This window comes from Streptomyces nanshensis, from assembly GCF_001751255.1.
In the GTDB taxonomy this organism is placed as follows: Bacteria; Actinomycetota; Actinomycetes; order Streptomycetales; family Streptomycetaceae; genus Streptomyces; species Streptomyces nanshensis_A.
The window spans coordinates 242-13,870 of sequence record NZ_LJGW01000195.1; the positions used below are offsets into that span (position 1 = coordinate 242).

General features: G+C 72.6%; 9 protein-coding genes. 4 read left to right on the top strand and 5 right to left on the bottom strand.

Going from position 1 to position 13,629, the window contains the following annotated elements; genetic code table 11:
* Positions 1–1,066: VanZ family protein (locus AN218_RS11675; RefSeq protein WP_107421422.1), on the bottom strand; the 1,066-nt coding region annotated here is incomplete at its 3' end.
* 290 nt (positions 1,067–1,356) lie between these two features.
* On the opposite strand from AN218_RS11675, the gene AN218_RS11680 reads away from it, so the two are divergent.
* Positions 1,357–2,001: a TOPRIM nucleotidyl transferase/hydrolase domain-containing protein gene (locus AN218_RS11680; protein ID WP_070016789.1), complete on the top strand. Its 645-nt coding sequence runs from the start codon at positions 1,357–1,359 to the stop codon at positions 1,999–2,001.
* A 75-nt stretch (positions 2,002–2,076) separates the two neighbouring features.
* Here AN218_RS11680 and AN218_RS11685 read toward each other — a convergent pair whose 3' ends face one another.
* The 3 genes from AN218_RS11685 to AN218_RS11695 all read right to left on the bottom strand — a co-directional run bounded on the left by AN218_RS11685 (position 2,077) and on the right by AN218_RS11695 (position 7,304).
* Positions 2,077–4,776 (bottom strand): SpoIIE family protein phosphatase, encoded by a 2,700-nt coding sequence (locus tag AN218_RS11685; protein ID WP_079132065.1) that lies wholly within the window; start codon positions 4,774–4,776, stop codon positions 2,077–2,079.
* 109 nt (positions 4,777–4,885) lie between these two features.
* Entirely contained in the window at positions 4,886–6,307 is a 1,422-nt protein-coding gene (locus AN218_RS11690) for an MFS transporter (RefSeq protein WP_079132066.1), read from the bottom strand.
* A 136-nt stretch (positions 6,308–6,443) separates the two neighbouring features.
* Entirely contained in the window at positions 6,444–7,304 is an 861-nt protein-coding gene (locus tag AN218_RS11695) for a FadR/GntR family transcriptional regulator (protein ID WP_079132067.1), read from the bottom strand.
* A gap of 220 nt (positions 7,305–7,524) precedes the next feature.
* Here AN218_RS11695 and AN218_RS11700 point away from each other — a divergent pair, with 220 nt between their 5' ends.
* From AN218_RS11700 to AN218_RS11710, 3 genes are all read left to right on the top strand, one after another.
* A complete protein-coding gene (locus tag AN218_RS11700; RefSeq protein ID WP_070016791.1) occupies positions 7,525–9,138 on the top strand; it encodes an MFS transporter in 1,614 nt (537 codons plus the stop codon).
* 4 nt (positions 9,139–9,142) lie between these two features.
* Positions 9,143–10,147 (top strand): dihydrodipicolinate synthase family protein, encoded by a 1,005-nt coding sequence (locus AN218_RS11705; protein ID WP_079132071.1) that lies wholly within the window; start codon positions 9,143–9,145, stop codon positions 10,145–10,147.
* A gap of 259 nt (positions 10,148–10,406) precedes the next feature.
* Positions 10,407–12,368, top strand: a complete 1,962-nt coding sequence (locus tag AN218_RS11710) for an alkaline phosphatase family protein (RefSeq protein WP_244900406.1) — start codon at positions 10,407–10,409, stop codon at positions 12,366–12,368.
* Between the two features lie 110 nt (positions 12,369–12,478).
* Here the strand turns inward: AN218_RS11710 and AN218_RS11715 are convergent, their stop codons facing one another.
* Positions 12,479–13,474 carry a DUF3048 domain-containing protein gene (locus AN218_RS11715; protein ID WP_079132068.1) on the bottom strand — a complete coding sequence of 332 codons (996 nt, stop codon included), beginning with the start codon at positions 13,472–13,474 and terminating at the stop codon, positions 12,479–12,481.
* Positions 13,475–13,629: the final 155 nt, after the last annotated feature.

Below are 13,629 nucleotides of genomic sequence, written 5' to 3' on the forward strand. Positions count from 1 at the left end.
GGGAGGCGAGCGCGGCGGCGTCCGTCAGATCGGCGGACCGGGCCGACTCCGCGACGGCGACGGTCGATTGACGCCCCGTCGGGGTCGCCACCGCCGATACGAGGACGACCGCGGCCGCCGACAGCAGCGAGAACAGCGGCAGTACGAGACCCCCGAGCGCCGCCGCCCGCACCGCGAGCCGCCACACCGGCGCTGGGCCGCCCCGCTCGCCGACCAGGCTCAGGCGCAGCAGCCGCTTGCCCGGGGTGGCGCCCGTGGCGTACGGCAGCGCCACGAACCAGACCGCGCACACGGCCACGGGCACCGTGAGCAGCAGGGTGGCCTCGTCCTCCCCGTCCCCGGTGTACGCCGCGACGAGGACGCAGCAGACGGCCGTGGACGAGACCCCGATCAGATCGGCGAGCAGCGCCGTCAGCCGCCTGCCCAGCGGTACGGGGACGCGGGAGAGCGCCCTGCCGTCCAGCGTCTCCAGCGCGGGCAGCAGCCGTACGGCCGGACCGGTCAGCGCCCAGCCGAGCACCGCGCCCGAGGTGTTGATGAGCAGGTCGTCGACGTCGAAGAGCCGGTACGGGCAGGGGTAGAGGCCCAACACGCCCGTGAACTGGGTGAGTTCGAAGGCGAGCGAGAGCCCGGCACCGGCGCAGGCCGTGGCGGCGAGGCCGCGCCGGAAGTGGTAGCGGAGGAAGACGCCGAGCGGGAGGAGCAGCAGCAGGTTGAAGACCGCACCGGCGACGGCCGGGTTGTGCAGCAGCAGCGGGCCGAGGCCGATCCGGTGGTGCGCCTCCTTCCAGATGTCGCCGAGGGTGTTGCCGGGCACGAGTTGGGGTGAGGCCGTCTCCGCGTACGCGGCGCACACGTCGACCGTCCGGGACGGCAGCGGGACGACGGTCATGCACGCGGCCGTCAGCACGTAGTGGCCGAAGGCGGAGAGCGACAGGAAGCGACCCGAGGTCAGCACGCCGTGCCGCCGGTAGAGCACGACGGCCGTCGGGAGGAGTAACAGCAGCGCGAGCAGCGGGAAGAGCACCGCCGCCGTCTTGATCGGCAGCAGATACGTGTGGGCCATGGACGGGCTCCTGGACATGACGGCACGGGCGGGGCGTTCGGCGTTGGGCGTCGTGTGCCGGCGAGGGGCGCACGCCCCAGAGGACGTATACACCGTGTGTATAGTTGCCCGGCATCCGGCGCTCATCGGTTGTGGGGCCTCAACTCCCGGGCGGACGCGAGCGGTTCGGCCGTCAGCCCGTACGCCGGTACGCCGGTACGGCCCCGGATCCCGTCCGCCGCGGTGCCCGCGTACCGGAGCCGGTCGGAAATTCCCTGTCGCGGCGGCCGTGAAGCGCGGAGACTCGGTCCATGGCCGACATGGAGTCCTTCCGCGAGGCCGTCGCCGCATGGGCGGCCGGCGGCCCCGACGGGCCCGCGCGCGACCTCGCCGCGCGACTGGAGGTGCGCACAGCCGTCCTGTTGGAGGGGCTGAGCGACGCCGCGGCCGTCGATGCGCTGGCCACCCGGCTGGGCCGGGATCTGGCGGCCGAGGGGATCTGCGTGCTGCCGATGGGCGGTGCGATGAGCGTCGGCCGGTTCGCGCGCCTTCTCGGTCCGCACGGGCTGGGGCTGCGGCTGACGGGGCTGTGCGACGAGGCCGAACGCCCGTACTACGCCCGTGCGTTGGCGCCGCCCGACGCGGCGGCCCGGCCGGAGTTCTTCGTCTGCGCGGCGGATCTGGAGGACGAGCTGATCCGCGCGCTGGGCCCGGAGCGCGTCGGCGAACTCGTCCGCGCGGAGGGCGAGGAGCGCCGGCTGCGGACCTTTCTGCACCAGCCCGCGCAGCAGGGCCGCAGCGCTCAGCAGCAGCTCCGGCGCTTCCTCGGCACCAAGAAGGGCCGCAAGATCCACTACGGGCGGGTGCTGGTGGAGGCGCTCGACGACGCGAGCGTGCCCGTACCGCTGAAGGCTCTGTTCGCGAGTCTGCGACCACCGCTGCGACCACCGCAGTGACCGCAGCCGTGACCGCAGCCGTGACCGCGCCCCGGCCGTCCGTACGGCCCCGACCGGCCGCGCCTCAGCGGGAGTTCACGCCTCGTCGGGCAGGTCCTGTTCCGTCCAGATGACCTTGCCGTGCTTGGTGTAGCGCGTACCCCAGCGGTCGGCGAACTGGGCGACGAGGAAGAGGCCGCGCCCGCCCTCGTCCGTCGTGGCCGCGTGGCGCAGATGCGGCGAGGTGCTGCTGTGGTCGGAGACCTCGCAGATGAGGGCGCGGTCGCGCAGCAGCCGCACCGTGATGGGCCCGGCGGCGTGCCGGATCGCGTTGGTGATCAGCTCGCTGAGGATCAGCTCGGTGACGAACCCCTGCTCCTCCAGGCCCCATTCGGCGAGCTTCGCGGCGACGGCCGAGCGCACTCCGCCGACCGCCGACGGGTCCGACTCCACGCCCCACTCGGCGACCCGTCCCGGGTCCAGCACCCGCGTGCGGGCCACCAGCAGCGCGATGTCGTCGCCCTGCCGTGCCGGGAGCAGGGCCTCCAGCACCGCGTCGCAGGTCTCCTCGGGCGAGCGGCCCGCGCCGGCCACGGCCTCGCGCAGCAGGTCCAGCCCGATGTCGATGTCCTTGTCGCGGCGCTCGACGAGCCCGTCGGTGTACAGCACCAGGCCGCTGCCCTCCGGCATGGGCAACTCGACCGACTCGAAGGGCAGTCCGCCGATGCCCAGCGGCAACCCGGGCGGTATGTCGGGGAATTCGACGGTGCCGTCGGGCAGGGCCAGCGCGGGCGTGGGGTGCCCGGCGCGCGCCAGCACGCAGGTACGGGAGACGGGGTCGTAGACGGCGTAGAGACAGGTGGCGCCGGTGATGGCGGTCTCGCCGCCCTCCTCGATGGCGTCCTTGTCGACGCGCGCCGCCAACTCGTCGAGATGGCCGAGGAGTTCGTCGGGCGGCAGATCGAGCGCGGAGAAGTTGTGCACGGCGGTGCGCAGCCGTCCCATGGTGGCGGCGGCGTGCAGCCCGTGGCCCACGACGTCGCCGACGGCCAGCGCCACGCGGGCGCCGGGCAGCGGGATGACGTCGAACCAGTCGCCGCCCACCCCCGCCTGCGCCGGCAGATAGCGCGAGGCGACGTCGACGGCGCTCTGCTCGGGCAGGGCACGCGGCAGCAGACTCCGCTGGAGGGCGACGGCCATGCCGTGCTCCCGCGTGAAGCGGCGGGCGTTGTCGATGGACACGGCGGCGCGCGCGGCCAGTTCGGCCGCGAGATCGAGGTCGTCCTCCTCGAACGGCTCGGGCTTCTCCGAACGCCAGAACTCCACCACGCCCAGCAGCACCCCGCGGGCGCTGAGCGGCGCGGCGATCAGCGAGTGGATGCCGTACTCCAGTACGCGGGCGCTGCGTTCGGGATCCGCGGTCAGCCAGCCGTCCGCGTCGCCGAGGCGGGGCTCGATCACCGCCTGGCCGCTGCGGAAGCCGCGGCCCTGCGGCGAGGACGCGGTGAAGGCGATCGCCTCGCCCGTCGGATAGAGCGGCTGGTCCTCGCGGATGCCGTGGACGGCCACCCGCCGCAGCGCGGGGACGCGGCCGCCCGGCTCCTCCCCGCGCAGCACGGGCTCCGCCAGATCGACGGTGACGAAGTCGGCGAAGCGCGGCACCGCGACCCGCGCCAACTCCTCGGCCGTACGCGTCACATCGAGGGTGGTGCCGATGCCGCCCCCGGCCTCGTACAGCAACTCCAGCCGCTTACGGGCCACTTCGACCCTGCTGGAGAGCTGCCGCAGCTCGGTGGTGTCGCGGAGCGTGGTGACCCAGCCGGGAGGCCCGCCGCGGCGGTCGGTGGAACGGTTGTTCACGGCCAGCAGCCGGTCGCCCGCCCGCAGCACCTCGTCGGTGGCGACGCGCCCCGGGTGCAGAAGCCGCAACATCGGCTCCTCCAGGCCGAGTTCGGTGACGTGCCGTCCCTGTGCGTCAGGCGGCAGGTCGAGCAGCCGGCTCGCCTCGTCGTTGGCGAGCAGCAGCCGCCCGTCGCCGCCGACGATCAGCACGCCCTCGTGGACGGAGTGCAGCACCGCGTCGTGGTGCTCGTACATGCGCGTCATCTCGAGGGTGCCCAGGCCGTGCGTCTGGCGGCGCAGCCGCCGGCTCACCAGGGCCGTACCGCCCATGGCGAGGACGAGCGCGACCGCGGCGGCGCCGAGCAGAAGCGGGAGCTGCCGGTCGACGACGCCGCTGACCTTCTCGATCTTGATGCCGGCGGAGATCAGGCCGACGACCCGGCCGTCGCCGTCGGTCACGGGCACGACGACCTGGACGAGCTTGCCGATGGTGCCCTCGACGGTCTCGGTGTGGACGTGGCCTTCGAGGGCGGGCCGGATGGTGCCGACGAACTTCTTCCCGATTCGGTTCTTTATCGGGTGGGTGTATCTGATGCCGTCGTCGTTCATCACGGTGATGAAGTCGACGCCGCTGCGCTTGCGCGCGGCCTCGACCGGCCCCTGGAGGCGGGCGGTGGGGTCGGCGGAGCGGAGCGCGCCCACCGTGCCCGGCGAGTTCGCGAGGGTCTCGGCGACGGCGAGCGAGCGGTCGCGCGCGGCCTGCGTCCCGTCGCGCCGTACCTGGAGCACCAGCGCCGCGACCGCGGCGACGACGAGGACCAGGACGACGGCCACCTGGAGGACGAACACCTGCCGGGCGACGCTGCCCTTCCCGAGGAACGGCCGCCGCGGGCGGCGCCCGCCGCGGGATCGCGGTGCGGTCAGGGCCCGAAGAGGTGTCAGCGGTCCTGCCATTGCCCCTGTTTACACGCATCGATCTCCGGAGTCGACAGGTCGTGCCCCGCCGACGACGTGTGACGGGACACGCTGCGCACTCCCGCGTCCTTCGTCCCGTTCGGCCCGGTTACGGCTCCTTCGTCACGGCTTCTCCGCCGGGCTCCTCCGTCGGCTTATCCGCCGTCGTCTCCGCCGTCTCCGTCGGCTCCGTCGGTTTCTCCGCCGCGGCTCCGCCGCCCTCCGGGATCGTGGTCCCGGGGTCGGCGTCGCCGCGCGGCATCAGCACCAGCGCGGCCAGCGCGAGCACACAGCAGGCGATGATGTACCAACTGATGCCGGTGCTGGAACCGTAGTTCTCCAGGATCGCCGCGGCGATCAGCGGCGCCGGGCCGCCCGCGATGACCGAGGCGAGCTGGTAGCCCAGACCGGCGCCGCTGTAGCGGACGTTGGCGCCGAAGCTCTCGGCGATCAGCGCCGCCTGCGGCCCGTACTGGATGTCGTGGAAGAACAGCGACAGCACGATCGCGATCAGCACCAGCCCCGAACTGCCGCTGTCGAGCATCGCGAAGTACGGGAAGGCGAAGACGCCGACGCACGCGATGCCGATCCCGTACGTCAGCCGCCGCCCCAGCAGGTCCGATATGTATCCCCACACCGGCACGCTGACCAGGCCGACCGCCGCCGCGATGAGGGTGTCGCGCAGCAGCTCCTCCTTGGGCAGCCCGACCTCCTCGGTGCCGTAGGTGAGGACGAAGGTGATGAAGAGATAGAACGGCGCCTGCTCGGAGAGGCGTACGAAGGCGGAGGTCAGCACCTCGCGGGGCTGGTCGCGCAGGACGCGCAGCACGGGCATCCGCACCACCTCGCGCTCCTGCTTCACCTCCTGGAAGGCGGGGCTCTCCAGCACGCGCAGCCGTACGTACAGACCGATGCCGATCAGCACGAAGCTGGCCAGGAACGGGATCCGCCAGCCCCAGCTCTCGAAGCCGTCGCCGGTCGCGGCGCCGGTGAGCTGGACCATGCCGGTCGAGGCGATCAGGCCGAGCGGGACGCCGAGTTGGGGCCAGCTCGCCATCAGCCCGCGGCGGCGCTTGGAGCCCCACTCCATCGACAGCAGCACCGAGCCGCCCCACTCGCCGCCCACACCGATGCCCTGGACGACGCGCAGGAACACCAGCAGCAGCGGCGCCGCGAACCCGATCGACTCGTACGAGGGCAGCAGACCGATGAGGAAGGTGCTGACGCCCATCAGCATCAGCGTCACCACGAGCGTCGACTTGCGCCCGACGCGGTCCCCGAAGTGCCCGAAGATCGCGGCGCCGATGGGGCGCGCGGCGAAGCCCACGAACTGGGTGCCGAACGAGGCGAGCACACCGGCGTACGTGGACTGCCCGGGGAAGAAGAGATGCGGGAAGACGAGGGCGGCGGCGGTGCCGTAGAGGAAGAAGTCGTACCACTCGATGGCCGTGCCGACGGTGCTGGCGACCACCGCACGGCGTCGCTGACTGCGGACGGTCTCCGGCTCGCGGGCGGGTGCGGACGTGGTCATGGCGGCTCCTCCAGGTGGACTGGCCAGTGATCCACTGAGCGACGGACGCCACGGAAGGTTCGAGCCAACGGGGCCGGCTGTCAAGGGAGTACGCGGCGGCGTTCCACGGGACGGTGCGCGACGGGACGGGCGCGGCTCACTCCCCCGTCGTGCCGCCGGGCGGTGCGCGGTGGCCCAGCCGCTCCCGGATCGGGGCGTAGTGCGCGACGATCGCCCGGCGCAGCAGCGCGCTGTCGCCCGCCGCGATCGCGTCCACGACGGCGACATGCCCCGCGGCGGTCTGCGCGAGGTCCGTGGAGCCGGGTACGGCGCGCAGCGCGATCGCGTGGACGTCCCAGAAGGCGCCGGTGAGCTGTACGGCCAGCGCGTTGCCCGTGGCCCGCATCAGCAGCAGATGGAACTCACGGTCCTCCGCGAGGAACTCCTCGCCGCGCGCGGCCTTTTCGTGCATCGTCGCCGTCAACCGCCGCAGGGACTCCAGGACTTCGGGCTCGGCCTGATCGACGACCAGCTCGGCGAGGCTCGTCTCCACAAGCTGCCGTACGTCGATGAGGTCGGCCATCACGTCCTGGTCGTCCTGGGCGTTGAGCAGCCCGCGGAAGGCGAGCGACTCGACCATCGCCGTGAGGCTGAGCCGTCCCACATACGTGCCGTAGCCGTGCCGGACCTCGACGATGTCGAGCGCGGAGAGCGTCTTCATCGCCTCGCGGACCCGCGATCTGCTCACGCCGAGGCGCTCGCTCAGCTCGTTCTCGGTGGGCATCGGATCGCCCGGGGCGAGACGGCCCAGCAGGATGTACTCCTTGATCCGGTCCACCACGGACAGTTCGGGGGAGCGCGGGAGGCGCGGCTCGCGGTGCGCGCTCGACTCGCGGGCCCCGCCGGCCTCCTGGGGTTCGCGAGGCCCGCGGGACGACGAGCCGGGTTCGCGGGACGAGCCAGGTTCGCTGGCTTCGCTGGCTTCGCTGGCTTCGGCGGGCAGCTTCTTCGCCGGCATCCGAGGGCGGCCCTTCCGGGTCGGGAGCGACCGTGCTGTCGCCCGGGACGGGTGAGGTGAGACCGGGTGCGTACGACATCGGACATCCTATGTCTCCTCCGCCGAGGTCTTGCCGTGGCCGCCGGGCACCCCTAGTGTTCCGCCGGGACATCAGACATCCGATGTCCGATCTGTACGGGACCGGACGCCGTCGGACACCGGACGAGACGAGGGGCGGGCCATGGACGCCACGCACGACGAGCGCACCGGGCGGCGGCCCGCCTGGTACCGGGAGCTGTCGGGGGCCCAGTGGCGGGCCTTCACCGCGGCCTGGCTGGGCTATCTCCTCGACGGCTTCGACTTCGTCATCATCACGCTCGTCCTCACCGAGGTGACCGACGAGTTCCGCCTCTCCGGTGTCACGGCGGCGGCCCTGGTCTCCGCCGCGTTCGTCTCCCGGTGGTTCGGCGGCCTCGCGCTCGGCGCGCTCGGCGACCACTACGGGCGGCGCAACGCCATGGTCGTCAGCATCGTGCTGTTCTCCCTGGGTTCGGCGCTGTGCGCGGCGGCGCCCGCGTACTGGGTGCTCTTCGCGGCGCGGCTGCTGATCGGGCTGGGCATGGCCGGCGAGTACGGGTCGAGCGCGACGTACGTCATCGAGTCCTGGCCCGAGCATCTGCGCAACAAGGCGTCGGGCTTTCTCATCAGCGGCTTCGCGATCGGTTCCGCGCTGTGCGCGCAGGTTTACCGGGTCGTCGTGCCCGAGTGGGGCTGGCGTGCGCTGTTCGCCGTGGGCCTCGTACCGATCGTGCTGGCGCTGTGGCTGCGGCGCGCCCTGCCCGAGTCGGAGGACTGGCAGCGGGCGCGGGAGGCGAAGCGCGCGGGGGCGGCCGGGCCGCCGGACATGTTCCGCACCCTCTACGCGAGCGCGCGGAAGCGGGTCGCCGCGGGCAACACCGTGCTCACGCTCGTCGCGTTCGGCGCCCTGCTGCTCGTCTTCGCCGGGTTCGCGGGCGGCGCGCTGCCGGTGACCGCGCTCGCCGTCGTGGTCACCGCCGTCTTCGTCTGGTTCATGGTCCAGTTCTCGGGACGGCGCTGGCCCACCGGCGTCACGCTGATGACCGTCGTCTTCACGGCGTTCCTGTACTCGTGGCCGATCCAGGCGCTGCTGCCGACCTATCTGAAGAGCGACCTCGGGCTGGCCGCCGGACACGTCGCGGACCTGCTGTTCTTCTCCGGGTTCGGCGCGGCGGCCGGCTGTGTGCTCGGGGGCTTCCTGGGCGACCGCTTCGGTACGCGGCGGGCGTACTGGACGGCGCTCGTCGTCTCACAGGTGCTCGTCTTCCCGGTGTTCCTCGTCGGCGGTCGGTCGCTGCCGCTGCTCGGGGTGCTGCTCTTCCTCCAGCAGGTCTTCGGGCAGGGCATCTCGGGGCTGCTGCCGAAGTGGATCGGCGGCTACTTCTCCGTGGAACAGCGGGCGGCGGGCCTCGGCTTCACCTACAACGTGGGCGCGCTGGGCGGTGCGGTCGCGCCGGTGCTCGGCGCGGGACTGGCGCGGACGATGCCGCTGGGCACGGCGCTCGCGGTGCTCTCCTTCGGGCTGACGGCGATGGTGATCGTCCTCGTCGCCGTGAACGCCCCGCTGCGGGCGCAGCGGCTGCTCGGGCCCGCGTACGTATGGGAGACCGACGCGCTGGACGTCATTCCGCGCGAACCGGCGCCGCCCGGCGGCGAGTCGGGCGGGAAACCGATCGAGAGGCCGGCCGGTGAGCCGGGCAGTGAGCCGGGCGGTGACTCCGGCGGTGCGGGGGAGCGCGCGGAGCCCGGGGCGCCCGCCGCCGGACGGGAAGGATGACCGCATGACCACCACCCCCGCCACCCCCGCGGCGACCCCGGCCCCGCACACCGGCCCGCGCCCCCGTCCCGGAACCAGCCGCCCCGCCCCCGTCACGGGCGTCGTGCCGCCCCTCGTCACCCCGCTCACCCCGGACCGCACGCTCGACGTCCCGTCGTTGGAGCGGCTGATCGCCCGCCTGATCGCGGCCGGTGTCGACGGGCTGTTCGTGCTCGGCTCGACGGGCGAAGCGCCGTTCTGCACCGACGCGTTGCGCGTCCAGGTCGTACGCGAGGCGGTACGCGCGGCGGCCGGCCGGGTGCCGGTGCTCGCGGGCGTCATCGACACCCAGACGGGCCGGGTGCTGCGGCAGATCGAGGCCGCGCAGAAGGCGGGCGCGGATGCGGTCGTCGCCACCGCCCCCTTCTACGCCGTCGCCCACGCCCCGCAGATCAGGCGGCACTTCGAGATCCTCGGCGCACGCGCGGACGTCCCGGTCTACGCGTACGACATCCCGCTGTGCGTCCACACCAAGCTCGACGCGGAGATGCTCGTCGAGCTGGGCGCCGCCGGTGCGCTCGCCGGGGTGAAGGACTCCTCCGGGGACGACGTCGCCTTCCGCCGGCTCGCGCTGCGCAACCGCGCCGAGGGCGGACCGCTGACCCTCTTCACCGGGCACGAGGTCGTGGTCGACGGTGCGTATCTCGCGGGCGCGGACGGTGTCGTGCCGGGCCTGGCCAACGTCGACCCCGAGGGGTACGTCCGCATGCACGCGGCCTTCCGCGCGGGCGACTGGACGGCGGTACGGCGCGAACAGGACCGGCTGGCGGCCCTGATGGAGATCACCCGCGTCGCCTCCTCCGTGACGGGGTGGGGAGCGGGGGTCGGTGCGTTCAAGTCCGCGCTGGTGGCGCAGGGGGTCCTCGACTGCGACCAGCTTCCCGAACCGTTCGAAGCGCTGGACGCGGGCGACGCCGAGGCCGTACGGGCGCTCCTGGACGAGGCGGGAGTGCCGCCGCCGCTGCCGTGACGCGGCCACGGCGTGCCAAGGGCGGGTCACGCCCGTGCCAAGCGCAGGTCACGGGCGCGAGGACCTCGCGAGGACGCCGCGAGGCGGGTGTTTATCGTGCTGGTAAAACCCGGCTACCAGGTCACGGTCCCCGTCGTACGCTTCCGGCTGCGGCCGGTCCGTGATCACTGGTCCGCCGTGACAGCACCGCGCTCAGCACGGAAGGACCCTCGGGTTGTCGCTCTTCACACGCTCGCTCAAGCAGCAGCGGAACAAGGACATGGCACGGACGGAGAAGGGCTCGACCCCTGACGACGCCCCGCCCGGAACGTCCCCGGACGGGCCGGACGCCGCGGAGGCGGAGGCGACGCCGGACGCGGAGGCGAAGTCCGGCACGGACGGCGCCGGTTCCGGTTCCGGTTCCGGTTCCGGTGTCGACGCCGGTGCCGGTGCCGATGCCGGCTGGCGCGAGCGCCGCCCCACCGCCGCCCGTACCGTCTCCGTCGCGGTGACCGTGCTGGCCGCCCTCCTCGTCGTCGCGGCCCTGCTGCTGCCCAACGCCCTCTACCGCCTTACGCCCAACGCGTTCCTGCGGATACCGGTCGAGGGGATATTCGGCGCCGTCCTGCTGCTCGTGCTGCCGCCGCGCGCGAGGCGCTGGACGGCGCTGGCGGTCGGGACGCTGCTCGGCCTGGTGACCATCCTGAAGTTCATCGACATGGGCTTCTACTCGGTGCTGGCACGCCCCTTCGACCTCGTGCTCGACTGGATCCTCTTCGACGACGCGCACTCCTTCCTCAAGGACTCCGTGGGCGAGACCGGCGCCGTCTTCGCCGTGATCGGCATCGTCGTCCTCGCGATCGTCCTCGTCGTCCTCATGGCGCTGGCCGTCCGGCGGCTGAGCCTCGTCATCGCCCGGCACGGCACGGCCACGACCCGTACCGCTCTGGCGCTCGGCACGGCCTGGATCGTCTGCTCCGTCTTCGGCCTCCAGACGGGCTCGGACAATGTGAACGTCGCGTCCCGCAACACCGCGCTGCTCCTCCAGCACCGCGTGGAGGCCGTCCAGGCGGGCTGGAAGGACGAGAAGGCGTTCGCGAAGGAGGCCCGCGTCGACAAGTTCGAGGGGACGCCGGGCGACAAGCTCGTCCCCGAACTCCGCGGCAAGAACGTCATCTTCACCTTCATCGAGAGCTACGGCCGCAGCGCGATCGAGGACCCCGAGATCGCACCGGGCGTCGACTCCGTCCTCAAGAAGCGCACCGCCGCGCTGGACAAGGCGGGCTTCGCCTCCAAGAGCGGCTGGCTCACCTCGCCGATCTCGGGCGCCGGAAGCTGGATGGGCCACTCCACGCTGATGTCCGGCCTGTGGGTCGCGAACCAGCAGCGCTACCGCAGCCTCGTCTCCAGCGACCGGCTCACCCTCACCCGTGCCTTCCGCAGGACGGGCGACTACCGCATGGTGGGCATCATGCCGGGGGTCCGGAGGTCCTGGCCCGAGGGCAAGTTCTACGGCATGGACCACGTCTACGACTCGCACCATCTCGGTTACGAGGGGCCGATGTTCAGTTGGTCCCCGGTGCCCGACCAGTTCAGCCTGAAGGCCTTCGAGCGGCTGGAGCACGGCAAGTCCGGCCACAAGCCGATGATGGCGACGATCATCCTCGCCTCCAGCCACAACCCGTGGTCCCCGCTGCCCACGATGCTCCCCTGGAACAAGCTCGGCGACGGCCGCGTCTACCAGCCCATCCACGACGCGGGCGCCCGTCCCACCGAGGTGTGGAAGGACCCGCACCGGGTGCGCACCCAGTACAGGAAGGCGATCGAGTACTCGGTGCAGAGCCTCACCGAGTATCTGGAGAGGTACGGCGACAAGGACACGGTGCTCGTCTTCCTCGGCGACCACCAGCCCGTCCCGACGGTCACCGGCGGCGCGAAGAACAAGGACGTGCCGATCTCGATCGTCGCCAAGGACAAGAAGGTGATGGACCAGGTCTCCGACTGGGGCTGGACCGACGGCCTCAAGCCGGAGCACAAGGCGCCGGTCTGGCGGATGGACAAGTTCCGCGACCGCTTCATGACCGCGTACGGCTCGGAACCCGACTCCGGCCCGAAGTCCGGCTCGAAGTCCAGCCCGAAGTCCGGGTCTTCGGAGAAGAAGGACACGGACGAGAACAAGGACGAGAACAAGGACAAGGGCGAGAAGAAGAACAAGGACGAAGACGAGGGCAAGGACAAGTAGCGCCCGTACGGCGCGAGTTCGCCCCGCCCTGATCGGCGTCCCGCTCGCCCCGCTCTCATCGGCGGCTCCGCTCGCCGCCCTGATCGGCGGCTCCGCTCGCCCCGGCCCGCTCACTCCGCCGGGGCGAGCACCACCCACACCTGGCCGCGCGCGAAGGCCAGCCGCTTGCCGTCGGCGTCCGTGAAGGTCGTGCCCCCGGTCGCCGGCGACCGTCTCCAGCGGCCCTCGTACTCCTTGCCGTCCCGCAGCACCAGCGCCCGTCCCGAGCCCACCGTCTCGGTGTACGGGGTGACGCTGCCGCCGCTGTCGCCGAGCCCGGAGTCCCGTACCCGTACGTACTGCACGACCACCGTGGCGGCCTCCAGCCGTCCGTCGTCGGTGGTGGAGGCCGGGGAGCCGTCCATGGAGACCAGCCAGCGGCGGCGTCCGGCGGACCAGGCGAAGCCGTAGCGCGCGGCGGGGAACCGGATCGTCCGCCCGGCGGTCTTCCGGCCGCCGTCCGGCGCGGCCCCGAAGCGGAAGCCGATGTCGCCGGGTGCGCCGATCCCGGACGCGGGACCGCCGGCGAGGAGCTTGCGCGGACGGAGATAGAGATTGTGCGGAGCGGGACGGTCCCCCTTGCGTACGTACGCCGCTCCCGCGCGCGACGGCGGCAGCGCCTTCAGCGGCGCGGACTCCACCCGGGAGCGCAGCTTCGACTGGACGCCGGAGTAGGCGAGGCCCGGCTCGTCGTACTGCCGCAGCAGCTCCAGGTCGGACTCGCGTGCGCTGCGTACGGGGCCGAGGAGCGAGGGGATCCGGGAGGCGAAGACGGCCATGATGCGGGTCAGCCCCGCCTCGACCTCCTCGACGTAGACGATGTCGGCCTTCTGCAGACCGGTGTGCGGCCGGGCCGCCTCGACGTTGTCGATCTTCACGGCGAGCACCTTGTCGCCCGCGCCGGTGCGCCCGGTGAACGGCGAGCGCTTGCCGTCGCCGCCGCCACCGCCCCCTCCGCCGCCTCCGCCTCCGCCGGACCCGCCGCCGTCCCCGGACTCGCAGGCCGCGCCCAGCAGCGAGAGCCCCGCCGTCAGCAGCACCGTCCGGCGCGATCCCGTCCACTCCATGACGCCCGCCTCCTCGTCCGCTTGTCCGCGCTCGGCTCGCGCTTTCGAGGAGCGTTCCCCGCGGCGGGGCGCGCACGGCACGCGCCAGCCCGGAATTGTCCGGATGGGCGCCGCGGTGCATCCGCGACCGGGGACGGCGAAGACGGGTCGGAGCC